We start from the raw sequence: 24,021 nt of genomic DNA, 5'->3' as shown, positions 1-24,021 counted from the left end.
CGTGTGCCCATGGCAACCCCCGAATTCATCCTGAAGCTGCGTGAGAAGGTGGGTCACGCCCCGCTCTGGCTGACCGGCACCAGCGCCATCGTCGTGCGCGACGACGAGGTGCTGCTGGTGCGACGCGCGGACAACGGCGCCTGGACTCCGGTCACAGGAATCGTCGATCCGGGCGAGGAGCCCGCGCAGGCCGCCCGGCGGGAGCTACTCGAGGAGGCGGGCGTGGTCGGTGAGCCGGTGCGGTTGGTCTCGCTGCGGGTGACGCCGATGATCACCTACGACAACGGGGATCAGACCCAGTACCTGTCCGTCGAGTTTCTCTTCCGGTGGGTGAGCGGCGAGCCGCACCCAGCCGACGACGAGAACACGGACGCGCGATGGTTCCCCCTCGACGATCTGCCGCCCTTGTCGCAGTGGCATCGGGAGGCCCTCGAGCGTGCCCTGGCGAGCGACGAGGCCACCCACTTCGTGCGGTGATCCGGAGCATCCGCGACGGCGGGGGTGGCACCGCGACGCGGCGGGCGTGGAGCTCACGGACTGAGCTGGCTGCTCCCTCTCGACGGTTCCCTGGGTCTGGTGGATCACGACCCACGCGGAGAGAGTGAGAATCCGGGGAGATAGCGCCCTATGGCGTCCAACTCCCCGGATTCTCACCATGTGGGTGCTCGCGTCAGCTGACGGCGCGTGCCTCCTGCAGGACCTGCGGAGGCATGGCTCGCCGCAACTTCCAGGTGATCGCAATCGGTCGCTCACCTCGGTGATCGACGTAATCGACGTCCCCCAGCAGCAGATACGGCGCGCCAGTGCCGAACTCCCACATCGGGGTGTTCCTCACGAAGAGCGCCACCTCGGCGCCATTGGTGCGTTGGGTCACGTAGCGCTGCCCCGTCGGTGATTCGACGGTGGTCCGGGACTGCGACTCCCAGTGGAACAGCGATGCGTTGATGGCGTAGTCGCGATACATCGTGGTTGGCGAGAAGCCGCGCTCGGTCTTGACGAGTGTGACCAGCAGCGCGTCGACGTCGACCTCTCGGTTGTAGAACACCCCCTCGCGCAGATTCCCGGGCAATCGGCTGAGGCTGGCGTACCCCAGAGCGGCCGCAAGCTCCTCGCGGGAGTACCGCGCATGCGACCGGAGCGGCGTGTCGCGGAGCCGTCCGACGAGGGGGCGCGCCACGTGTTCGGCCTGGTCAAGCGCCCAATCGAGCACCATGCACGCCTCCTGCCTGAAGGCTGGCTCATCACGCAGAGCCGTCAGGCCATCCTCGACGCTGGCGAATCCTCCGCCGTGCGGCCACAGGGAGAAGAAGAGCATCTCGGCCCAGCGTCGATCAGAGGGCTGGAGGTGCTGGTAGTGGGGGGCGGCGTCCGCCAGCAGCCTCGTGTAGGCCGCGTGGCGGTCCACATCGTCGACGTGAACCAGCGCCTTGACGCGTTTGAGGAGCTGCGCCTCCAGGTGCCCGCCCGCCGGTGTGGGCATGCCCGCCTCGCGGCGCAGCTCGGTGAACGACTTCTTGCCCAGCAGGTCAGGAAGCTCGACGCCGCTCTCGTCCAGGTACGTGCGCAGGTCGACGTCGCCGACGGCCCGCAGTTCGGCGACGAGGTGCTTCCACCGTGTGGCGATCTGAGCCTTGATGTTGTCCAGGACGCGCTCCTGAGTGATGTCGTCGAGCACTATCTGCGAGCCCGACGGCAGGTAGGGGAAGCCGCGCTCTACCTGCTCTCTCAGTGACTTCCGCGACCCTCCGACGATGGCGCGGAAGCGCTGAGCGACGTTGAAGTCCTTGCGGTGATGGCCCACGAAGTCCAGCACCGTCAGCACCGGCTTGTCCGGAGTTCGCCTGAGGCCGCGGCCCAACTGCTGCAGGAAGATCGTGGCGCTCTCGGTGGGGCGGAGGAACAGCAACGTGTCGACGTCCGGGATGTCGACGCCCTCGTTGAACAGGTCCGCGGTGAAGATCGCCACCAGCTCACTCGCAGTGAGCCGAGCGACGGCTGCCTTGCGTTCAGCCTCAGGGGTGTCTCCGTCGACGGCCACCGCGGGTAGACCCGCGTCGTTGAAGACCTTGGCCATGTAGCGCGCGTGCGACACGTCCACACAGAAGCCCAGGGCCCTCATGGCACCCGGGCTGGCCACTTTGCGGGACAACTCCTTGAGGACGACACGCGATCTGGCGTCGTTGCCCGTGAAGAGCCCAGACAGCTGCCCCACGTCGTAGCGTCCCCGGCGGAAGTCTAGGTGGCTGAGATCCGTGGTGTCGGCGATCCCGAAGTAGTGGAACGGGCTGAGGAGGTCCGAGCTGAGCGCGTCCCAAAGCCTCAGCTCGTAGGCGGCACGGTTGCCGAAGAAGCTTCGGACGTCGACACCGTCGGCACGCTCCGGGGTTGCGGTGAGGCCGAGGAGTTCGCCCGGCTTGAAGTGGTCCAGGATGCGGCGGTAGCTCGACGCCTCAGCGTGGTGAAACTCGTCGACGACCACCACCTCGAAAGCCGATGGGTCCATCTGAGCCAGCGATTCGGCGCTCAACGACTGAACCGAGGCGAAGACATGCTGCCACCGCGAGGGCCGATAGCCGGCAACGAGCAGCTCACCGAAGCCTCCGTCGGCCAGGACCTCGCGGTAGGTGCGCAGGGCTTGCTCCAAGATCTCTCGGCGATGCGCCACAAACAGGAGGCTGGGCCGCCGACCCGCTGCCCGAGCGAGGTTGCGGTAATCCAGCGCCGCCACCACGGTCTTGCCTGTTCCGGTGGCCGCGACGACGAGGTTGCGGTGCCGGTCATGCACGTGGCGCTCCACGTCGAGGGCCTCCAGGATTCGCTCCTGGTGCGGCCACGGATGCACCTCGAGCCCCGAAATCGCGAGGGAGCCCGTCGCCCGGGTCTTCCCCGAAGCCTCCGCGAGGGCGCGGTCCAGACGATCCCCGTCGTCGGGCGTGTAGGGCTCGAAGGCCTGATCGTTCCAGTAGCTGTCGAAGGTGGCGCTGAACTTGCGCAGTAGGTCCGGAGTGGAGGTCGACGTGAGCCGCACGTTCCACTCGACGCCGTCCAGCATCGCCGTGCTGGTGAGGTTGGAGGACCCGACGTAGGCAGTGTCGTATCCCGTGTTGCGGAGGAATCGCCAGGCCTTCGCGTGGAGCCGGGTGCGGGACGTCTCGTAGCTGATCCGGACCTCGGCGCCGAAGTCTTGGATCAACCGATCGAGGGCCGCTCGCTCCGTCGAGCCCAGGTAGGTGGAGGTGATCACGCGCAGCGGGACTCCCCGCTCGCGGAGGCTGCTGAGCTGCTTCTCCAGCGTGCGGATGCCGTACCACTTGATGAACGCGCACAGGAGCTCGACGTGGTCAGCGGAGCCGAGCTCGGAGGCGATCTCGCTCCCCATCGTCGGCTCGCCTCGTGAGTTGGTGAGGAGGGCGGGCTGCGACAGGGGTGTTTCCGGAGCGCCGAGGTAGCGCGCTGGGTGCCCGGGTGTGGCGGGGCGCAGGAGTGCAAGCAGGCGACGAGGCTCGCCTGCGACGAGGTCCCCCTCGGATCCCATGCCGGCGATCACCTCATCGACGAGCTCACGGCTACGTTTCTCACCCACGTCCTCGAAGGCGGCCAGTGACACTCGGCGCACATGGTGGGCAAGCACATCTGCGAGTTCTGCGGACTCGATGGCCGCGAGGGTGGGGTCCAGGCCAGAGACCTCAATCTGGCGCTGGAGCGCCCGGGTGACCAACGCGTCGTAGAAACCCTCTGGCACATCGCTGCTGCTCACGGCCCCAGCATGTCAGCTGGCTGCGACGAAAGACCGCGCGCCTCGCCTTGTCAGCGGGGTTCGGCTGGAAGATCCGCGTGCATGTCGAAGTTCGGGACTCGTACTCCCCGGGTCCAGTTGTCGGTGTTCTCACGCTCGACGACGAACCCGAACCGTTCGAAGGCCGGCCTGGCCGTGCGGCTGGCGTGGGTCACCACGCGGGCGAGCCCGCGCCGTCGCGCCTCTTCAAGGACCGCCGCCACCAGCAGCCTCGCCACACCCTGCCCCCCGAAGTCGGGGTGCACGAACAGCATGTCGAGGACCCCGTCGTCGGTCAGGTCGCTGAACCCCACCACCCGATCCCCCTCCACCGCCACCAGAGTCCACGCCTGGGCCCGCCGTCGGCCCCAGACCTCGAGATCCACCTCCTCGGGCGACCAGGCCCCCAACTGCTCAGGCGTGTAGTCCGCGCGGGCCGTCACACGCACCGCGGCGTGGAAGACCTGCCAGGTGGGTTCGACGTCGAGGTCGCGGTAACGACGGAGCGTGACGGGCATCCGGCAACGCTACCTTCGAGGTCTCTGCAAGGCGAGAGCGCACTCGACGGCACTGCGACGAGCCTCGCAAGGCGCTGCCCGAGCACCCCCGATGGCAGACTCGTGTGTATCCATGACGAAGGAGAGAGATGACATCAGACGAGGACCCCGTCATCCACACGCCGGTCACCTTCGACAGCTGCTCTCACGTCGAGGGGCCGTTCTACCACGGCACGAAGTCGACGGTCGAGCCCGGCACCGAACTCGTTGCAGGCTACGGCTCGAACTTCCACGCGGGGCGGGCGTCGAACAACATCTACTTCTCGGCACTGGTGGAGACGGCAGTGTGGGGAGCGGAGCTGGCCACCGCCCTGACCGGCAGCGCCGAGCGCGGTCACGTCTACGTAGTCGAGCCCACGGGCCCGTTCGAGGACGACCCCAACGTGACCGACAAGCGCTTCCCTGGCAACCCCACGCAGTCCTACCGGACCCGGCACTCACTGCGCGTTGTCGCGGAGCTTGAGCACTGGGAGGGTCACGACCCAGCGGTGCTCAAGGGCATGCTGGACCACCTCGCCCAGCTCCGGGAGCAGGGACTCGACGTCATCGAGGACTAGCCGGTGGGCGAGGACTCGACCACTGGCGTCATCGGCGGCGGGTCTCGAAGGGTCGTCTCGGACCCCACAAGCAGTTCGTGCTGAACCTCACGCCACGACCCTTCGAGACGCGCCGCGCCGCTGCGCGGACGACGCTCCTCAGGGAACGAGAAGGTGATCAGGACAGGCGGCCGGTCGGTTCTAGAGGACGTACTCGAACAGGTGGAACTGGTTCAGGTCAGTTCCGTCGTAGCGCACTGTGTGGCAACCCAGATCCGTGAAGCCGCATCGTTCATACAGCCTGCGCGCGGGGATGTTCTCGACATAGGTGTCCAGGCGGACAGTCCGGCAGTCCTGTTCCCTCGCGACCCTGATCGAGGCGTCCACGAGGAACCGGGCCACGCCCATTCCGAGATGGTCAGGCACGACGCCGAGTGCGTGGACGATCAGCACCTCGTCCTGCTCCGCCTCGATCGCCCAACCAGCCTTCTCGTACGCGTCGGCAGCGTCGTGATTGAGCACCACAACGCCGGCGATGGTGTCGTCGACGACGGCCAGGTACAGCTCGCCTGCTTCAACCCACCCGGCGACCTCCGCCGGCGTCGGGTGGTCCTCGGTGTGCCAGTGGGGGTAGTCCACGGTCTCGGCGAGGTGGTCGATGATCCTCCGGTAGGCCGCCTGCGTCGCCGCGGTGTCATGCGGCTCGGCCCGTCGAAAGCTCAGGTCCATGCTCGGTGTCCTTCTGTCGAAGTGGGTTACAGATGTCTTCTGTCCGAAGGTATCGGGGCTGGGCTGCGACGGGCCATGGGTCCGTCGACCGGCTCGGTCAGACAGCCGGGTGGACGAGACCGTAAGCCGTGGTGGCGAGCAGCCCAGCCCCGATGAGCAGCAACGCCACGCCCCCCAGGAGCGTGACGATGCGGTCCGCGGCCGGGGACCGGTGGAAGCCGAACAGCCTCACCAGGGCGATCGCCGCCGCCCACCACAGCCCCGCCCCAAGCACGACGGCTGTGCACAGCGCGGCGGTCCGCAACTCCGCGCCGTCGCCGGGCCCGATGAACTGGGGCAGGATCGCCGCGAAGAAGAGCAGCGCCTTCGGATTGGTCGCGTTCGTGACCAACCCGCGCACGTAGCCACCCCGCGCCCGCCCCGCGGTGATGCCTTCGGTATCCACCCCGGTCCCCGCAATGCGCGCGGCGCGCAGCATGCCCGCGCCTATCCACAGCAGCACTCCGGCGCCGAGCACCTGCATGGCGGTCAGAGCGCCCGGCGCGGACACCAGCAGAGCAGTCGCACCCGCCGCCGCGAGCAGCGCATGCAGCATCAACCCGGTGACGATGCCGGCGGCCGCCGAAGCGCCTTCCCGCACGCCACGGGTGGCCGAGTGCACCACCAGCACCAGGTCCGGGCCGGGCACGGCCAGCGCCACCACCAGAGCGACGGCGAACGCCGCCCACGACTCAGCTCCCACCATGCCTCCAACCCGAGATTCCGTCCCGGGCAACGTTATGGGTGGATTCGCTACCCTTCGCTCATGAACGAACCCCAGAGGAAAGATCACCGATCTCCCGAACTGGATTCGGTGGACTGGGCGATCCTCGAACTGCTCCAGGTGGATGCGACCATCCCCAACAAGGACATCGCCGCCAAGGTGGGTGTGGCCCCGAGCACCTGCCTGGAGCGGATCCGGAGGATGCGCCGCAACGGCACCATCGTCGCGACGCGCGCTCACGTGCTCCCCAGCCTCCTCGGGAAGGGCGAACAGGCGTTCCTCGGCATCCAGATCCGGCCGCACGCACGAGACACCGCCAACGACTTCGTGCAGAAGGCCCTTGCCCTGCCCGAGACGCTCGCGCTCTACAACGTCAGCGGCAGCGAGGACTACCTCGTCCACGTCGCCGTGGCCAGCAGCGCGGAGTTGCAGACGCTCATCATCGACAAGCTCCTCGCCATTCCCCAGGTGGCTCACTGCCGGACCCAGCTCATCTTCGGCGAGCCCTGGGTGGCTCCGTTGCGGCACCCTCCGGGACCCGCCGAGCCCTGAGACTCAAGCCTGGCCGTCAACGCGACGAGGGGGCCGCGCACCCCCGCGCGGCCCCCTCGTCGATCCCCGAACGCTACGACACCAGAGCGAACACACCCCAGGTGAGCAGGAAGCCCGTCAGGCCCAGGATGGTCGACAGCACGGTCCACGTCTTCAGGCCGTCCTTGACGCTGAGGCCCAGGTACTTCGTCACGATCCAGAAGCCCGAATCGTTGATGTGGCTGAGCCCCAGGCCGCCGAACGCGATGGCGAGGGTGACCAGCGTCATCTGGGTGGGGTTGTAGCCCGCGTCCAGGATGGGCTGGGCCAGCAGTCCGGCCGCGGTGAGGATCGCCACCGTCGCGGAGCCCTGCGACGCGCGGAGTGCGAGCGAGATGAGGAAGCCGGCCAGGATGATCGGCATGTTGATGGCGATCAGTGCCTCCGAGAAGGCCGCGCCGATGCCCGAGGTGACGAGCACGTTGGCGAACACTCCGCCGGCGCCGGTGACGAACACGATCACCGCGACATCCGGCAGCGCCGAATCCAGCACCGACCCACGCTTGCCCAGCGACCAGCCCTGGTTGTGACCCACCACGAGGTAGCCCACGACGACGGCGGTCAGCAGCGCGATCGGCGACGAGCCGATCATGCCCGCCAGCCCGCGGGCGGTGGAACCCTCCGCGAGCGTCATGTTGCCGACGGTTCCCACCATGATCTGCAGGATGGGCAGCAGGATGAGGGCCAGGACGGTGCCGGCGCCGAGCACCCGCTTCGGGCCGTCGACGGCAGCGTCGTGGATGACGGCGGCCTTCGTGGCCGGCGACTCCAGCAGCTCGTACTTGTGCGCCTTGATCAGCTTCGAGGCGTAGAACCCGACGATCGCGGTGACGGCGGCGATCGGCAGGCCGATGAGCAGCATCATGCCGACGTCGGCGCCGGTGATGCCCGCGGCCGCGACCGGGCCGGGGTGCGGGGGCAGCGCGACGTGCACGGTGAGCATGGCGCCCGCGACGGGGAGCCCCAGGACCAGCGGGTTGAGCTTGGCCACGCGGGCGAAGCCGAACACGATGGGCGCCAGGATGATGAAGCCGACGTCGAAGAAGACGGGGATGCCCAGCACGAAGGCGGCGGCCGTGACCGCTGCGACGACGCGCTTGGGTCCGAGGACTGCGGAGAATTTCTCCGCCAGGGCGTCGGCGCCGCCTGAGACCTCGATGAGGCGGCCGAGCATGGCGCCGAGGCCGACGACGATCATGACGCTGGAGAGCGTCTTGCCCATGCCCTCGGTCATGGTGGGGACGACCTCGGTCAGTTCGATCCCGGTGGCCAGCGCGGTGCCGAACGCCACGAGAAGCAGGGCGACGAAGGCCGACATCTTGATCTGGATGACCAGGATCAGCAGCAGGACGATTGCGCCGACGGCTATGCCGAGCAGGCTTGCGGCTCCCATGGCTCAGCCCTTCTTCGGGGTGACGAGGCGGATGACGGAGGAGTCGTCCATGGCGGCCTGGCCGTTGGCGAGGCCCTGGAGGTACAACTGCTCGGCGGCCGCGGCCACCGGCACGGGCATGCCCACAGACTTCGCCGCGGAGGTGACGATGCCCATGTCCTTGACGAAGATGTCCAGGCGGCTCTTCACCTCGGCGTCCTCGCCGGCGTAGGCCTGGATGGCGCGGGGTCCGCGGTCGCCCAGCATGAACGATGCCGCGGCGCCGGACATCAGCGCCTCAAGCGCCTTCGTCTGGTCGAGTCCCAGCTCGCCCGCCAGGGCCATCGCCTCGGCCGCCGCGGCGATGTGCACGCCGCACAGCAGCTGGTTGACGGTCTTCATGCACTGACCCTTGCCGGGGGCTTCCCCCACCCAGACCATGTTGGAGGCCATCGCGTCGAGCACGGTGCGGCAGTGCTCGTAGACGGCCGGGTAGGCGCCGACGGTGACCAGCAGGTCGCCCTTGCCCGCGCGGGCGGGGCCGCCGGAGACGGGGGCGTCGGCCAGGCCGATGCCGTCGTCCGCGAGTCGTGCCGCAACGTCCTCGACGGCCTGGATGCCGACGGTGGAGGTGAGGATGATCGCGGCGCCGCGGCTCAGCGCCGGGACGATCCCGGCCTCGCCGTAGAGCAGCTCCTCGAGCTGAGACTGGTTGCGCACGGCGACCAGGACGATGTCGGCGCCGTCGGCGGCGTCACGGGCGGACTTCCGGCAGGTGATGCCCGCATCGGTGGCGAGCTGGACGCGCGCCTCGGCGATGTCGAAGGCGGTGACGGTGAAGCTCTGGGCTAGCCAGGTGGCCATGGGCAGGCCCATGGCGCCGAGTCCGAGAACAGCGATGTTCATGGAAGTGGGGTCCTTTCGAGGGTGAATCAGGCTTGGGTGAGCGTGTCGACGACGGCAGCAAGGGAGTCGGCGGCGCCGACGTTGCCGGCGAAGACCACGTAGGGGATTCCCGCGGCGGGGCCGTCCTGGCCGGACCACAGGGAGACGATGCCGGGAAGCATCGGGCCGACGACATTGGCATGGCGGAAGCCGAGGCCCTTCGTCGCCACGTCCGAGGAGGTGATGCCGCCCTTCGCCACCACGAAGCGCGGCGGGTTGGCGGCCAGCACGCGCTGGACCACCTCGACGACGGCCGCGGACACCTGGCGGGAGATGTTGAGCGACTCGTGGCCGTCGGCTCCGGTGACCAGGGCGCGGGAGGTGCGGACCACGACGGTGCCGTCGTTGAGCGCGTCGGCGGCGCGGGCGGCGATGTCGGCGACGTGAGCGTCGCGGGCGGCGGCGTCGATGACCTGGGCCACCTCGATCTCCAGCTCGACGGGATGCATCGCCTCGCGGAGGTGGTTGAGCTGGCGGGTGGTGAGGTCCACGTGGCTGCCGACGACGACGAGGCCGCCCTTGGCCAACTCACGCTCGCTGCGGGAGCTGCGGATCTCGTCGAGGGTCACCGGCGGATGCACGGCCTGGCCGATGCGGGCGCGGGTGAACGGCGGGCCGACGCGGTAGATGAAGCGCGACCCGGCGGTCTCGGCCTCCATCAGCGCGAGGGAGAGCTGGCGGAGGTCCTCCTCCTCGACGATGTCGACGACGATCACGCGGGCGTCTGAGGCGGAGCGCAGCAGCGCGACGGTGTGGGCGCGGTCGGTGCGGAGCGTGGTGAGGTCGATCAGGATGACGTCCGCGGCGCGGGTGGCGCCGTCGGTCTTCTCCTCCACCCACTCCGCGAGGCCGGACGACCGGTAGCCGAACGTGGCGTCGCGGGCGAACTCGGTCTCCCCCACCGGAGTGAAGCCGGCGGCGCGGGAGCCCGCGTAGTGGACGCCGTCGACGGTGATGCGGCCGGCGTCGCCGAACGCGGGGACCACGACGATGCCGTCGACGCCGTGGCCGGTGGCGGTCCGGATCTCCTCGGCGATGGTCAGGGGCTCCAGAGGGAAGTGGCCGCGCAGCGTCGAGTCGGAGCGGGAGACGAACGCGACGCGAGTGTCGCGGGCGGCCTCGAGCGCCGCAGCGACGACCTCGCGGTTGACCCGCTCTGCGTCGGCGGGGGCCAGCGAGCGCGAGTTGGTCATCACGTAGACGGCGGGCTTGCCGGTGCCGAACGCCCAGCGGAAGTCGTCGACCTCCCAGGCGGTGAGGACGGGGAGGTCGGCCACCGACTGCGTGCCGGTGGGGTCGTCGTCGAGGACGACGTAGACGGTGTGGTCGCCCGCGCGGTGGCGCGCCTCGACGACGTCATCCGCGGTCACGGACACCACGGACGGATGGTTGGTCAACAGATCGGACAGTTCCACTGTCATGTCACTCCTTTGTGCTCAGACCTCAGAGGTCTTAGGAAAGAATGACACAAGGATTGTCCGGGTGCAAGACCCTGCCCACCGCAAATGAGGCTTCAACACCGGCCGAGCCGCTCCGCGGCCGACGCCGGGCTCAACCGCGGGGGGTCGGGACCTACAGCGCCGCGATGTCGTCGTGGGTCTGCTTCATGTGGGCGCGCATCGCGTCCTTCGCGGCCGACGCGTCGCCGCCGGAGATGGCCTCCAGGATTCGACGGTGGTGCTCCTGCGCCCGCGCCCTTACGTCCTCGCGCGCCGCCGTCGTCTGCCGCGACGCCGACAGAGCCTCGGCCAACGGCTGCATGATCGCCGCGAGGAACGGGTTGCCCGAGGCCTTCAGGACCAGGCCGTGGAACGCGAGGTCCAGCCTGACCACCTCGTCGACGTCTCCTCGGGTCGCGGCCTCGTCATACCCGTCGAGCACCGCCCGCATCCCGGTGAGGTCGACGTCGTTCCGGTTCTCAGCGGCGAGCCCCGCCGCGCCCACCTCCAGCATCCGCCGGACCTGGGTGAGCTGGATTCCGAGCTCCCGCGACGGTGTGGTCCGCGCCAGCACGCCGATGAGGGTGGGCAGGTCCCGCCACTCCTCCCGGGCCGTGACGAAGGTGCCCCGCCCGTGCACCACCCGCAGGACGCCGCGGTCGCTCAGCGACCGGACCGCCTCGCGCATGGTGGGCCGACTGACGTCCAGGAGCGCAGCGAGATCCGCCTCCGGCGGGAGCGAACCGCCGACTGGGAAGGTGCCGTCGACGACGCGATTGAGGATGCCCTGAATGGCCTCGTCCACCAATCCCCGCCGGCTCATGCCTCCCCCGTCCACTCAACGTCTCTCGGCTGGTCAGCCTACGCCACACGCTCAAGGCCCCAGCGCTCCCAGGGGGACCACATGTACACCGTCTTCCCGGGTGTAGGCCAGCGAACCGGTTGTCATGACAACCAGAGCGCGTGGAGGCCGCTCCACTCGTGCCGCTAGCGCATGCAATGAGCCCGCGGCCCGCTCCACCTGAGCATCTCCCATCTTCACCTCAACTGCGAGCCACTCGCCGTCTCGATCCTCGACGACGTAGTCCACCTCCAGCCGACCCTCACCCTCCCGGTAGTGAAAAACCGACGCGCCGGCTGCTTCGGAGTACACCCGCAGGTCGTGGGCCACGAGACTCTCGAAGAGGAATCCGGTGGTGGAGAGGTCCGCGAGCATGCCATCGGTGGACAACCGCAGCAGGCCTGCCGAGAGCGACGGGTCTGCCAGGAGCCGCTTCGGGGTGTTGACGAGGCGTTTCGATGATCTCACCGCAGGATCCCAAGCGGGCACCTCGTCGACGATGAGCATCCGAGTCAGAACGTCGTAGTACAGCTGCGACGCCGGACGAGATGGGGCCTCTCGATCCTCCATCCGTTTGAGGATGGCACTCAGAGTCGCGGGGTGGGCCGTCATCTGCGCGTAGGCGTGAAGGAAACGACGCACCAGCCGGGGGTTCCGTGGCCCCCCGGACACCTCGTCGATGTCATGCTCGACGATGATGTCCAGGTAGCCGTCGAGGAAGGTGCGCGCCCGGCGTTCGTCGGCCCCCACTAGGAACGGCCACCCGCCCACCGCAATGTGATGGAGGTAGTCCCGCACCCCGAGTGTGCTGTTGGCCGGGGTCACCGGATCGCCGCGCAGTAGGCCGGCCAGGGAGACGGCCGGGTTCGACGCCTGCTTCTCCGTCAGCGTCATGGTGCGCATCCGCATCACACCGAACCGTCCCGCTCCCGTGTGGCGCTGCAGGTTGTTGTTCGGGGTGGCGGAGCCAGTGAGGATGAACTGGCCCGGAATCCCACGGGCATCGACCTCACGCCGCACGGCGTCCCAGATCCGCGGTGCGCGTTGCCATTCGTCCAGCAGCTTCGGGGTGGCGCCATCGAGCAACAGTCGCGGGTCGAGGGCCGCGCGGCGCTCTGCCTCCGGATCGGTATCCAGGAGCACCTCACTGGCAGCACGCTGACGTGCTGACGCGGTCTTCCCGCAGCCCTTAACTCCCTCGATGAGCACGGCTCCCATCGCGTCGAGTTGTGCGGCCAACTCACCGTCAGCGAGGCGAGGAAGATATCTGCTCACGCTTTCAGTTTACATTCTTCACACTTAAGAGTTTAAAAACATCACAGATTTCAGTTCACATTCTTCACACTCAGTGATCCTGGCTGTGCCCCTTCAGGACCATCCGCATGATCCTCGCGTTGAACACCACGAACCGCGTCAGCTGCAGCGGCAGGCTCATCCGCTTCCGCAGCGTGGACTCGGTGGGCAGCGGGGCCTTCGACAGGTCCGCGACCGTCGAGCCCGACGGCGCCCTCAACTGCTGCTCATGCACTCGCTCGCTCATCGCACTCACTCCGGAATCAGCTGCCAGCCGGGCAGCGCCTTGGCCTTGTAGAGGAACAGGTAGTGGAGCATCAGCTTCACCCAGTGCCCGGCGAGCCCCACCTCGCCTCGCGTGTCCGCGAGGTCGCGGCCCGTCGGGTAGCGCTGGTAGTCAGGCACCACCGGCATCATCGTCATCGCCGCCGCCGAGCCCGTGCGCAGCCCCTCCCCCACCGACGCCACGCACGCGGCACCCATCGCCGCCATCGACGCCTCGTGGTTCTTCGCCGTCGGTCCCTTCCTGACCCGGTCGGCGATCGACATCGCAGCGACCTTCCCCATCACGCCCGACGGCATCCCCGTCCTGGGCGGCGACGGCGCGATGACCGTCCCGTTGGCGCTCTTCCGAGGCCGCGAGATCTGGTGCGGGGGCGCGAACGCGATGCCCACCGCCCAGATGTTGTCGTAGCCCACGGCCTGGTAGCTCCTGGGCCAGTCGTCGGCCCGCCACTCCTCGTACGGCTTGGGCGTGTAGTCGGCGTCCACCTTCATGAACCCCGACGGCGCGAACAGCTGGGCCGTGATCTCGGTGCCGTCGCGGTCGAACGCCTGCAGCGGCACCCCGCCGAACGGCGGCAGCAGCATGCCGAAGTCGAACTCCAGGGAGTGCTCGAGCCCGTCGAGGGTCTCGTAGCGCACCACCCCCGGCTCCACTCGGATGACGTGCGCCCCGAGAATGGCCTCCACGCCCCGCTCTCGGAACAGCGACCCCGCCCAGAGCTCGGAGGTGGTCTGGAAGCCGCGCTCCTCGAACACCATGCCGTCCACGCCGAAGTCGCCCAGTTCGGCCTCGTTGGTGAGGTAGACCAGGCGCGCGCGATCGCGGACGCCTGCCTCGCGCAGCTCGTGGTCGACGTTGAAGACGTACTCGAATGCCGCCCCCTCGCAGGTGCAGGTGCCGTGCCCCATGCCCACCACCAGCGTGAGGCTCTCGCCGGACTTCAGCCGTTCGATGGTTGCCCGCAGCGCCGCGGCCGCCTCGACGGCGTGGTCCGCCGTGCAGACGCTGACGGTGTGCCCGCCGTGGGGGCCGAGGCCGGGGGTGGCCCCGAACTTCAGCTGCGGTCCGGTGGCGTTGACCAGATAGTCGTAGCGGATCCGCTCGGTCTGTCCGGCCTTGTCAGGGGAGGTGTACTCGACATCGACGGCAGGGCGCGCAGACGTCTCGTCGCCTTCCGGCCGGATGGCGGTGGCCTTCGCCTGGATGAACCGGATGCCCTTCTTCCGGTAGACGGGCGCAAGAGGGAACACCACCTGCTTCTTCTCCATCTTGCCCACTCCCACCCAGATGTTGCTGGGGATCCAGTTCCACTGCGAGTTCGGCGACACCACCGTGACGGTGTGCCCCGAGGGCAGCAGGCGGGACAGGTGGAGGGCGGCGGTGTGGCCGGACACGCCGGCCCCGAGAACCACGACGTCAGCCATATCAACTCCTTTGTTGTGACTGCACCCTTCAGTCTACGCCCGCCCGGCGTGCCTCGGAGAGGGGGGCGGGCTTCAGCCGTCGATGCCCCCCTCGGATCCGAACTCCGTCAGACACCGGTGTTCGGCAGGCCGGGCGTCGGCTTGGGCGTCGGCCGCGACGACTGGCCCGCCGACGGCGAGACAGACGGCGACGGCTCCTCGCGGACGAAGGTCACCTCGATGCCGTCACGGTTGTTTCCGGGATCGGCGTCGAGAGTTCCGCGCCCCTCCACGGTGAAGCTCAACCGGTGACTACCAGCGGGCCCGGAGACACTCAGGCTCAGACCGACGTCCGCCCCACCTGGCAGCGCCCCGCGGGTACAGACCCCGTCGGCGCTGCAGCCCTCACCGGTCACGGTGACCTCTGCCGGCGCATCGATGCGCACAGTGAGGGCGTTCGCCGGAATCCCACGCTCGTTGGTGACCGTCAGCTGCACGGCGGTGGGTGACCTGACCGGAGTATCCGGTCCTGATGCCTCGAGCCGCAGGTCCGTCGTGCGGACGGCGGCGCGCAGCGCCTCGATCTCCTGGTTCGTCGGCAGACCGTCGTCATCCGAGGGGTTGGTCGGCGCATCCGAATAGTCGCCCAGGGCGTCGATCGGCAGAACGAGGGCCGTCCAGTCATCGTGGTCGCGGTGGGTTTGCGTGGCGTCCTCCGAGGCACCCTCGCACGTCTCGGGAAGATCGTCGGCCGGTGTGTTGAAGCCCGGATGTGACACCGGGCTGTCCGGGCCCGCGACGAGCGGGTCGACGTCGAACGGATCGTCAGCCGGGGCCACGGTCAGCGCGCACGCGGTGTCGGCCCACGAGAGGTCGGCAGCATGATCTGCGCCGAGGACCACCTCCACCGGCAGGGCCCCCTCGTCCAGGTTCGGGAGGAGGGTCGACGGCCGGTCTCCGGGCACCCCGACGGCAGGGGGATCCTGGCGTACCGGTGAGAAGTCCAGGAACCCGTCGCCCCCGTTGGGTCGGTGCAGGGTGAACACGTAGCGGTAGTTCATCAGCGACACGTAGTTGGGCTTGTAGTTGGCGTTCTCGAAGCCGCCGTGCTTGAGGTTGAGCATGTGCCCCAGCTCGTGCATGAACGTCTCGCCGCCGGGCCAGGCCGTGCCATCGGACAGGGTGGTCCGCTGGTCGTGGTTGAGGATGAGCATGTCATTGCCGCTGATCTCGGCCTGCCCCCCTCGGCCGCATAGGTCCACTTCGTCCTCCAACTCCTTGAGCGCCCACCGGAACACCCATCGCCGGTTCGCGTCGAAGACCGCGCTCTTCACGGTGTAGAACTCGTCGTCACCAACCGAACACACCTCGCCCGTAACCACGCGATCGCGATCGCTGCCCTCCAGGCTCAGCGCCGAGTCGGTCGACGGTGAGTCGATCCACAGCCTGATGCCGGGCTGACCGTCGGGGTTGTCCACGCCACCGGCGTCGACGGGCGCCAGGGCGAAGGCCTCCTGGACGGCGATCAGGCCGTCCTCCACCCGGCTGTCGAAGCGGGCATCGTCCTCGACGTCGTACTGGATGAACAGGTCCTTGTGGTCCGGGGAAGCTCCCCAGCCTGGAAGATCGAGTTCCACCGGCACTGCAGGATCGGTGCTCACCCCGAACAGCTCCCAGGCGTCGAGCAGGCCGTCCCCGTCGGCGTCTCCAGAGAGGCTCAGTGCGGACACCGCGAAGCAGATATGCCCTGCGACGGTGCCGGGATCGGGCGTGGATGCCGAGCGCACGCACGACGTTGGCGCCTCGAACGCGTTGCCGTCTCCGTCAAGTCCCTGCCACCGGCCGGTGTCCAGGTCAACCGAGACGACGAGGTGGGAAACTCCTTCGATCGGGTTGAGGTCCATCCTCGTCCGGCCTCCGTCTGCACGCAGGAACCCCACGTCCAGGACAACCGCCGCAGTGCCGCTCGTTGAGACCACCTGAGAGCCGTAGGTGGCGAAGAGGTCACCGTCGTCTGCCACATCCCGCCGGACGGAGGGGTCATCGACGGAGTCGTATCCCAGGGCGTTGACGTCGGGGAGTTCGCCCGGCATGACCCCGATCCGGGCGAACGGCTGCAGGGTGGTGGGGGCGTCGGCGACGACGTTGACGACTGTCGCGGCAACCGGACCGGCCGCCTCGTCCACGATGACGTCGGTGCAGGCCGGGGGGACGGTGACATTGCCTCTGCCGTCGGTGGCCCGCACGCAGATGGAGGAAGTGCCGCCCGGGAGGCCTGGGACATTGGCCATGAGCTGCTCGCGCGCCGAGTCGAAACCGCCGTCGAGCGCCGCCATCGGCACCCAGTCGCCCGATCCGATGCGATAGTCGGCCGCCGCGATGACCGACCCTCCGCGACCCGTGTCGTCGGCCGTGGCCGTCAACGTCACCTGCTCCCCGCCAACCGGTGAGGACGGAGTGACGGCGACGTCGGACACGGCGGGGCCGAGCACATCGCCGCGGTCGCGGACGAACACGTCCCGCAGCCCACCGGTGTCACCGGCGACCACGCCGTCGGCGGTCGTCCAGAAGCCGACGATGCGGCCGTCACCGCTGATGCCCGGCCGGCCCCAGGTTGGGACGCCGTCCGCCCCCGTGGTGACCGGCGCACCGGCGTCGGTTCGCGTCTCCTCCGTGACAGATCCGGTCAGCCTGTCCCACACCCAGAGGCGGTAGCTGTTCGACCGCAGCCCGTCCTCGGCGTACACGGCCAGCCACCGGCCGTCGTCGCTCCATCGTGCCCAGGACGCCGCATAGGTTGAAGGGATGTCGACCACAGCGGTGGTCCCGGTCCGGCGGTCATGAACCACCCGGTAGGTGTAGCCGCGGTGGAAGAAGACGAAGCGGCCATCGGGGCTGATGGTCGGCGCCTGGCTCTGGTTCGAGCCGGAATCGGGGATCACCGAGGTGGTGCCCGACTGGAGGTCCCGGATGAACAGGTAGCCGAGCCCGTCAGGGGTCAGGTTGGTTGAGAACGACTGGAAGACGACGAAGCGGCCGTCCGCGGAGATCGTCGGCTGGCCGGCGTTCAGCGCGGCGGGCTCCCCTGTCGATGAGACGCTGGCGAGTTCGACTGTCCCGCTGTCGAGGTGGGCGACGTACACCTGGCCCACACCGGCAGGCACGCCGGGCACCAGGTCTGGCGCGCTCGAGACGAAGACCACGTGGCGGCCGTCATCTGAGATCTCTGGGCGTTCGCTTCGGCCGGAGGCCGGCGAACCATCGGCGGCCCGGCTGACAAGGGTGGTGGTGCCGGTCCGCAGGTCGCGCACGAAGACGTCGGAATTTGAGTTGTCGTCACCCGAAACGAGGTTGTTCGAGATCGAACTGAAGGCCACCCGGGTGCCGTCGGACGAGATCGACGGCCACAGGCTGGTGGAGTTGCCGCCCCCGCCGGAGACACTGCGGCTCACCAGCTGCGTGGTCCCTGCAGAACGGTTGCGGAGATAGATGTTGAACCCACTCGAGACCCCGGCCACGAGGTTGGTGGCGTTGGAGCCGAACACCGCGAGCGTGCCGTCGGCCGACAGGTCTACGCCATGGCTCATGCCGTTGCCGTGGCTCCCACCTGTGGCCACCGACACCTTTTCAGTGCCGGGATCGTCAGCTCTGGCGCTCGAGGGGACGATGAACATCGTCGACAGCAACGCGAAACCGGCCGCGAGTGCCCCCACCCTGGTCAATTGGTGCATGAGGCACCTTAACTGACGGCCCCCGGGTCTCGGGCCAGCGCGAATCGCCCGACCTCTCCCCGAAGGCCATGTCCGCGAGGCCAACCCCTGGGGCGGCGACATCCGGCTGAGCGCTGGCGTCCGGGTGGGCCGGATGTCACGATCGGCAGTTCGACGGTGCCGCTCGGGCATAGTCTCGGAGTCATGATCGCGTTCGACCGCGGCGGGCCCCGTCGCACGACGCCGCCCACCTCTTTCGGCTCCCGCGGGCGCGTGACTCAAGCCACCGAAGTAGAAGGAGATCAGCCATGCCGCACACCACCGCCACCGTCGGGTCCGCCGTCGGCCTGCAGGCCCGGCCCGCCTCGATCATCGCCGACGCCGTGGCCGAGCTCGGCATCCCCATGACGCTGCGCCTGGACGACCGCGCGACGCAGCCGGTGGACGCCGCCTCGTCGATGGCGATCGTGAAACTCGGAGCGGGCGCGGGGGCTTCGGTCATCGTGGAGTCGGACGACGAGGACGCCAACGCCGCCATCGCCTCGCTGATCGAGAGCGACCTCGACGAGGAGTGATCCCCGCCCGCGGGCTGAAGAGCGAGGAGCGCACCGACGAGCCCACCCCCGCTGGCTGAGGAGTGAGCAGCGCAGCGACGAGCCCACCCCCGCTGGCTGAGGAGTGAGCAGCGCAGCGACGAGCCCACCCCCGCTGGCTGAGGAGTGAGGAGCGCAGCGACGAGCCTCGAAGCCTCAGTAAAGTGACGTTGTCAGCTCGCGTTTCATAGGCTTCGAGGCCGCTACGCGGCACCTCAGTGTCCGGGGCCGGGCGGCCCCCGTGGAGCGGGAAAGAGCGTTCTTTCAAGTCAGCCAGCGGGGTTGTGCCGTCACCGTGCGCAGGTCGGTTTCGACACCGCAGCGGGCGCTCCGCGCCGCGGCGCCGGCCCGCGTCGAAACCCACGCTGCGGATCAGAAGACCCCTCGAGGGCTTGACAGGTACTGAACGCGCGTTCAGAATACTGAACATGGGTTCAACCGATGACCTCCAAGCACACGCACGCATCCGCGACGAGGCGATGCGGCTCTTCGGGACCCACGGCATCAAGTCCACCACCGTCCGCCAGATCGCCGAGGGGGCCGGCGTCTCCGCCGCGCTCGTCATCCACCACTTCGGCAGCAAGGACGGCCTCCGGCGCGCCTGCGACGAGTGGATGATGGCCCGCCTGACCGAGACCAAGACGGCCGCCGTCAGCGGCGCCGACCCCCTGGAGGCGGTGTTCCGGGCGCAGAACGAGTTCCGGCCGTTCTTCGGCTACATCGCGGCCTCCATCACCGAGGGCGGCGACGGCGCGGACCGGCTCTTCGAGGCCATGTGCGGTCTTACCCGCGAGATGTTCACCGTCGGCGTGCCCGCCGGCATCATGCGCGAGCCCACGGACCTGGACGCCACCGTCACGCTGCTGGTGGCGCTCAGCCTGGGCGCGACGGTGCTGGAGGCGCAGGTGTCGCGGCACCTGGGCGGCACGCACCTCCTGGACCCGGCGGTGCTCCCCCGCTACTCGATCGCCTCCACCGAGCTCTTCACCCACGGCCTCTTCGCCGACGACACCATGCTGCGCCAGATCAAGGCCGCCTTCGCCGCGCCCGAGCGGATCCCGGCCGACGGCGTCACGGACCCCGACCCGCCCGCGCCGGATCGCTGAGGCCCGCGCGCAACCCCGCGACGAGAGCCTCGAGGCCCGCCTTACGCGGCCGGCTCCACATCCCCACTCACCCAAAGGCACACCCATGACCCACGCCATAGACACCCACGGCCTCACCAAGACCTTCGGCCGCACCGTCGCCCTCAACGGCCTGGACCTCGACGTCCGGCAGGGAGAGGTGCACGGCTTCCTCGGCCCCAACGGGGCCGGCAAAACCACCACGTTGCGCATCCTGCTCGGCCTGCTGCGCCCCGATTCCGGCACCGCGACCGTCCTCGGCGGACACCCCGTCCGCGACGCCGTCGAGCTCCACAAGCGCATCGCCTACGTGCCCGGCGACGTCGAGCTCTGGCCCCAACTCACCGGCGGCGAAGCCATCGACGTGCTGACCCGGCTCCGCGGCGACTTCGACCCGGCCCGCATCGCCGAACTCTGCGAACGCTTCGACCTCGACCGCACCAAGAAGGGCCGCACCTACTCCAAGGGCAACCGGCAGAAGGTGGCCCTGGTGGCGGCGCTGGCCAGCGGGGCCGACCTATTCATCCTCGACGAGCCCACCTCCGGCCTCGATCCGCTCATGGAAGCCATCTTCCAGGACGAGGTCCGGGGCCTCATCGCCCGCGGCGCCACCGTCCTCCTCTCCAGCCACATCCTCGGCCAGGTGGAGGCGCTCGCCCACCGCGTGTCGATCATCCGCGAAGGCAGCATCGTCGAGACCGGCACCCTCGACGCCATGCGCCACCTGCGCCGCACCACCATCCAGGCGACCACGGCTCAGCCCGTCAACGGCCTCGCCCACATGACCGGCGTGCACCACGCCCAGGTCGACGGGGACCGCGTCAGCATGGAGGTCGACGGCGAGCATCTGGGCACCGTCATGTCCCAGCTGACCGTGGCCGGCGTGCAGTCCATCGTCGCGCATCCCCCGACGCTCGAGCAGATGCTGCTGCGCCACTACGGGGAAGAGACCCCCCGATGAGCCAGCCACTGACCGCCACCGGCCCGCTGCTGCGGTTCGCCGCCCGCCGCGACCGGGTGAAGCTCACCATCTGGGTGGTGTCCCTGGCCGCCTTCGTGCCCTACATGATGACGGCCTACAAAACCATCTTCGGCACGCCCGAGGAACTGGCCCCCCTCGCCATCCTGATGGCCAACCCGTCGCTCACCCTGTTCACCGGCCCGGGCTTCGGGCTGAAGAACGTGGACCCGACCACCCTCACCCACCAGATCATCTTCTCGGGCGTCTACTGGCTGTACCTGCTGATCTTCGTGGCGCTGATGAACATCCTGCTGGTGTCGCGGCACACACGCCTGGAGGAGCAGACGGGGCGCGCGGAGATCGTCCGCGCCAGCGTGGTGGGACGCTTCGCGCCGCTGACGTCCGCGCTCATCCTCGCCCTGATCGCCAACCTGCTCGTCGGGGCGTTGATCGCCGTCGGGCTGATCGGCTTCGGGAGCGACGCGTCGTCGTCGCTGCTGCTGGGCGCCGGGACGGCCGGGGTCGGACTGGTGTTCGCCGGGGTGACGACGGTGACCTCGCAACTGAGCGCGTTCTCGTCGGCGGGCAGCGGGATCGCCGGGGCGGTGCTGGCCACCGCCTGGGTGGTGCGCGGCATCGGCGACATGGCGGCCGCGCCCGGCGAGTACGCGAGCTGGCTCTCCTGGCTGTCACCGCTGGCCTGGGCGCAGCAGACCCGCGCATTCCACGACGACCGGTGGTGGCCCGTCGGCCTGCTCCTGCTGACCGCAGCGGTGCTGGTGGCCGTCGGGGCCGCGATGGAGGCCAGGCGCGATCTCGGCGCCGGGCTGGTGCAACCCCGCAAGGGTCGCGCGACGGCTGCGGCCTGGCTGCGCGGACCCCTCACCCTCGCGTGGCGCATCCAGCGGACGCAGACCCTCTGGTGGGCCGTGGCGCTGACGCTGGCCGGGGCCATGTACGGCTCATTCACCCCGGCCATGGTGGAAGCGTTCAACGACCTTCCGGACATCTTCCAGCAGCTGATGGGCGGCTCCGAGGCGGCCCTGGAGGGCTACCTGACGTTGACCGTGACGATGATGCGCATCACCGTGGCCATCTACGCGGTCATCGCGTGGCAGAAGGTGGTGGCCGAAGAGGTAGGCGGTCGCGCCGAGCCGGTGCTCGCCACCGCGGTGCGACCCTGGGGATGGCTCGCCGGCCACCTCGCCGTCGTCGCCGCAGCGAGCGTCGCGATGCTGCTGCTCACCGGCGCGGTCGCGGGGTTGTTCGCGGGCATGGTCGACGGGGACTACTCCCTGGTGGGCGACGGTGTCGCGGGGTCCGCGGTCGGCATCCCGTCGGTGCTCATGGTGCTGGGACTGGCCGTCGCGCTGCACTCTCTGGCCCCGCGCCTGGTGGTGTTCACGTGGATCCCGGTGGTGGCGGGTGCGCTGATCGAGCTGTTCGGCGACATGTTGAAGTTCCCTGACTGGGTGCGCCAGATTTCACCCTTCGAGCACACGCCGGCGCTCCCGGCGGAGGAGCTGACTGTGGCGCCGCTGGCGGTTCAGTTGATTGTCGCGGCGGGTTTGGTGGCTTTCGGGTTGTGGCGGTTCGGTCGTCGCGACATCCCCGGCCACTGAGAACCCCGGCTGAGCCCACCCGCTCGCTGAGCCCACCCCTGCTGGCTGCCCCCCCCCCGCTGGCTGAGGTGCGAGGAGCGAAGCGAGGGCCCACCCCTGCTGGCTGAGGAGCGAGGAGCGAAGCGAGGGCCCACCCCTGCTGGCTGAGGTGCGAGGAGCGAAGCGAGGGCCCACCCCTGCTGGCTGAGGTGCGAGGAGCGAAGCGACGAGCCTCGAAGCCTAAGAAAAGTGACGTTGTCAGCTCGCGTTTCATAGGCTTCGAGGCCGCTGCGCGGCACCTCAGCCAGCGGGGATGCCAATCAGGCGACGGGGAGTCCGGTCGGCAGTCCGTCGAGGCTCACCAGGTTGTTGCGACGCTCGTACTCGCGCAGGCCGTCGTCGCCCTTCTTGACCAGCCAGTCGGTCATGGTGTCGCGGTCGGCCACGAAGTCCATCAGCGGCACCCCGAACCCGCACGACGTCTGAGCCATCTCGACGGCGACGTCGAAGATGTTGCGCTCCCCCACGAACCCGGGGAACAGCCCCAGCAGCTCGTCCCAGCCCTCGTCGCCGCGGTGCAGCGCGCGGGCGGTGCCGTAGAGGCGCAGGATCTGCGGCTTGGCGTCGAACGAGCAGAACATCAGCGTCATCCGGGGGGTGTCGAGGAGATGGGCCGCGGTCTCGTTGCCGGAGCCGACGGCGTTGACCCACACCACACGGTTGGGGCCGACGACGCGGAGGGACTCGAGCCCCTTGGGCGAGAGGTTCACGCGCCCGTCGCGCGCCGCCGTCGCGACGAAGAAGATGTGCTGCGCCTCGATGAACGCACGGAGCTTGTCGGTGATGCCGGCGAACTGCTTTCCCATGGGACTGAGCGTATTCGCATCGTCTTCGGCCCATGCCTGGCCGTCTCCCCGGCGAGCTTGTTCGCTCGGAGCATGGCCAGCCGCGTCGGTCGGCGTCGGGGATGGCCGTCTGGCCGAAGAGCTCGCGTGCCTGGCCAGCCGCGTCGGACTCATCGCGCACCTGGCCTGCGACCCGGCCCTCGTGCGGCCAGCGTTCCTCCAGGCTGCAGCGCGTGGTCCCCTTCGAGAAGCAGGGTCGGGTGTTCGGCTTCGCCGCGGCCGTGGAGTCCTCCGCGGCGCCCATGCGCGCATTCCTCATCGGGCCCCTGGCCGAGTTCTGGCTCATCCCGTACGCGGGGTCGCCCCAGGGGCGAAGGGACCTGACGTGGCTACTGGGCGAGGGGGATGCCCGCGGTATCGCGCTGGTGTTCGTGCTGTTCAGCATCGTCGGGCTCGTGGTCACCGTGGCGGCCTTCTTCACCCGCACCTACCGCCGCCTGAACGAGGCCTACGCGGCGGGCGACGTCAACGCCGACGTCGCGCAGTCGGTCGACGACGACGGAGTGCCTGGGCCCGATCCCACCGGCAGAGGCCTGACCGGGCACTGACGCCCGGTCGTCGGGCGGCCCGGCCCAAGTGCGCTGAGGGTTCCCACTG

The 24,021-nt window shown here is 69.1% G+C and carries 21 protein-coding genes; 8 read left to right on the top strand and 13 right to left on the bottom strand.

Features of this window, described 5'->3' with window-relative positions:
• The first annotated feature begins 9 nt into the window (after window positions 1–9).
• Entirely contained in the window at window positions 10–477 is a 468-nt protein-coding gene (locus ACX1D1_RS02035; RefSeq protein ID WP_459055711.1) for an NUDIX hydrolase, read from the top strand.
• A gap of 193 nt (window positions 478–670) precedes the next feature.
• On the opposite strand, the gene ACX1D1_RS02030 is transcribed toward ACX1D1_RS02035, so the two are convergent.
• Entirely contained in the window at window positions 671–3,757 is a 3,087-nt protein-coding gene (locus ACX1D1_RS02030; RefSeq protein ID WP_459055710.1) for a DEAD/DEAH box helicase, read from the bottom strand.
• A gap of 50 nt (window positions 3,758–3,807) precedes the next feature.
• Complete coding sequence (locus tag ACX1D1_RS02025; protein ID WP_459055709.1) at window positions 3,808–4,293, bottom strand: GNAT family N-acetyltransferase; 486 nt, start codon at window positions 4,291–4,293, stop codon at window positions 3,808–3,810.
• Window positions 4,294–4,421: 128 nt separating this feature from the next.
• On the opposite strand from ACX1D1_RS02025, the gene arr reads away from it, so the two are divergent.
• Complete coding sequence (arr, locus tag ACX1D1_RS02020) at window positions 4,422–4,889, top strand: NAD(+)--rifampin ADP-ribosyltransferase (protein WP_459055708.1); 468 nt, start codon at window positions 4,422–4,424, stop codon at window positions 4,887–4,889.
• A 180-nt stretch (window positions 4,890–5,069) separates the two neighbouring features.
• Here arr and ACX1D1_RS02015 read toward each other — a convergent pair whose 3' ends face one another.
• Together ACX1D1_RS02015 and ACX1D1_RS02010 are read right to left on the bottom strand one after the other, a co-directional pair.
• Window positions 5,070–5,597: a GNAT family N-acetyltransferase gene (locus ACX1D1_RS02015; protein WP_459055707.1), complete on the bottom strand. Its 528-nt coding sequence runs from the start codon at window positions 5,595–5,597 to the stop codon at window positions 5,070–5,072.
• 97 nt (window positions 5,598–5,694) lie between these two features.
• Entirely contained in the window at window positions 5,695–6,342 is a 648-nt protein-coding gene (locus tag ACX1D1_RS02010) for a LysE family translocator (protein WP_459055706.1), read from the bottom strand.
• Between the two features lie 60 nt (window positions 6,343–6,402).
• Between ACX1D1_RS02010 and ACX1D1_RS02005 the strand changes: the two genes are divergently transcribed.
• Window positions 6,403–6,912 carry an Lrp/AsnC family transcriptional regulator gene (locus ACX1D1_RS02005; RefSeq protein WP_182781022.1) on the top strand — a complete coding sequence of 170 codons (510 nt, stop codon included), beginning with the start codon at window positions 6,403–6,405 and terminating at the stop codon, window positions 6,910–6,912.
• 73 nt (window positions 6,913–6,985) lie between these two features.
• Here ACX1D1_RS02005 and ACX1D1_RS02000 read toward each other — a convergent pair whose 3' ends face one another.
• The 8 genes from ACX1D1_RS02000 to ACX1D1_RS01965 form a co-directional block, all read right to left on the bottom strand.
• Window positions 6,986–8,344 carry a GntP family transporter gene (locus tag ACX1D1_RS02000; protein ID WP_182781023.1) on the bottom strand — a complete coding sequence of 453 codons (1,359 nt, stop codon included), beginning with the start codon at window positions 8,342–8,344 and terminating at the stop codon, window positions 6,986–6,988.
• Between the two features lie 3 nt (window positions 8,345–8,347).
• Complete coding sequence (locus tag ACX1D1_RS01995; protein ID WP_459055705.1) at window positions 8,348–9,229, bottom strand: NAD(P)-dependent oxidoreductase; 882 nt, start codon at window positions 9,227–9,229, stop codon at window positions 8,348–8,350.
• A gap of 26 nt (window positions 9,230–9,255) precedes the next feature.
• Window positions 9,256–10,689, bottom strand: a complete 1,434-nt coding sequence (locus ACX1D1_RS01990; RefSeq protein ID WP_459055704.1) for a four-carbon acid sugar kinase family protein — start codon at window positions 10,687–10,689, stop codon at window positions 9,256–9,258.
• A 151-nt stretch (window positions 10,690–10,840) separates the two neighbouring features.
• On the bottom strand, window positions 10,841–11,530 hold the full coding sequence (locus ACX1D1_RS01985) for a FadR/GntR family transcriptional regulator (RefSeq protein ID WP_459055703.1): 690 nt from the start codon (window positions 11,528–11,530) through the stop codon (window positions 10,841–10,843).
• Between the two features lie 51 nt (window positions 11,531–11,581).
• Window positions 11,582–12,823, bottom strand: coding sequence for an ATP-binding protein (locus tag ACX1D1_RS01980; RefSeq protein WP_459055702.1), 1,242 nt, complete (start codon window positions 12,821–12,823; stop codon window positions 11,582–11,584).
• A gap of 70 nt (window positions 12,824–12,893) precedes the next feature.
• Window positions 12,894–13,088: a hypothetical protein gene (locus ACX1D1_RS01975; RefSeq protein ID WP_459055701.1), complete on the bottom strand. Its 195-nt coding sequence runs from the start codon at window positions 13,086–13,088 to the stop codon at window positions 12,894–12,896.
• 5 nt (window positions 13,089–13,093) lie between these two features.
• Window positions 13,094–14,551 (bottom strand): NAD(P)/FAD-dependent oxidoreductase, encoded by a 1,458-nt coding sequence (locus ACX1D1_RS01970; RefSeq protein ID WP_459055700.1) that lies wholly within the window; start codon window positions 14,549–14,551, stop codon window positions 13,094–13,096.
• A gap of 107 nt (window positions 14,552–14,658) precedes the next feature.
• Window positions 14,659–18,261, bottom strand: a complete 3,603-nt coding sequence (locus ACX1D1_RS01965; RefSeq protein ID WP_459055699.1) for a TolB-like translocation protein — start codon at window positions 18,259–18,261, stop codon at window positions 14,659–14,661.
• A 287-nt stretch (window positions 18,262–18,548) separates the two neighbouring features.
• On the opposite strand from ACX1D1_RS01965, the gene ACX1D1_RS01960 reads away from it, so the two are divergent.
• The 4 genes from ACX1D1_RS01960 (at window position 18,549) to ACX1D1_RS01945 (ending at window position 22,540) form a co-directional block, all read left to right on the top strand.
• Window positions 18,549–18,815 carry an HPr family phosphocarrier protein gene (locus ACX1D1_RS01960; RefSeq protein ID WP_459055698.1) on the top strand — a complete coding sequence of 89 codons (267 nt, stop codon included), beginning with the start codon at window positions 18,549–18,551 and terminating at the stop codon, window positions 18,813–18,815.
• A gap of 446 nt (window positions 18,816–19,261) precedes the next feature.
• On the top strand, window positions 19,262–19,939 hold the full coding sequence (locus ACX1D1_RS01955; protein ID WP_459055697.1) for a TetR/AcrR family transcriptional regulator: 678 nt from the start codon (window positions 19,262–19,264) through the stop codon (window positions 19,937–19,939).
• Window positions 19,940–20,024: 85 nt separating this feature from the next.
• Window positions 20,025–20,918, top strand: coding sequence for an ABC transporter ATP-binding protein (locus ACX1D1_RS01950; protein ID WP_459055696.1), 894 nt, complete (start codon window positions 20,025–20,027; stop codon window positions 20,916–20,918).
• Window positions 20,915–22,540: an ABC transporter permease gene (locus tag ACX1D1_RS01945; protein ID WP_459055695.1), complete on the top strand. Its 1,626-nt coding sequence runs from the start codon at window positions 20,915–20,917 to the stop codon at window positions 22,538–22,540. Before ACX1D1_RS01950 ends, ACX1D1_RS01945 begins: the two co-directional genes overlap by 4 nt.
• A gap of 299 nt (window positions 22,541–22,839) precedes the next feature.
• Here the strand turns inward: ACX1D1_RS01945 and ACX1D1_RS01940 are convergent, their stop codons facing one another.
• Complete coding sequence (locus ACX1D1_RS01940; protein ID WP_459055694.1) at window positions 22,840–23,385, bottom strand: pyridoxamine 5'-phosphate oxidase family protein; 546 nt, start codon at window positions 23,383–23,385, stop codon at window positions 22,840–22,842.
• Between the two features lie 212 nt (window positions 23,386–23,597).
• Between ACX1D1_RS01940 and ACX1D1_RS01935 the strand changes: the two genes are divergently transcribed.
• The gene (locus tag ACX1D1_RS01935) at window positions 23,598–23,972 is read left to right on the top strand and encodes a hypothetical protein (protein WP_459055693.1); all 375 of its coding nucleotides are present in this window, start codon (window positions 23,598–23,600) and stop codon (window positions 23,970–23,972) included.
• The last annotated feature ends 49 nt before the right edge of the window (window positions 23,973–24,021 follow it).

It is taken from the genome of Tessaracoccus luoxuelianae (genome assembly GCF_054483915.1).
The sequence above is the reverse complement of the archived record's forward strand: the minus strand, read 5'-3'. Positions and strand labels throughout refer to the sequence as shown.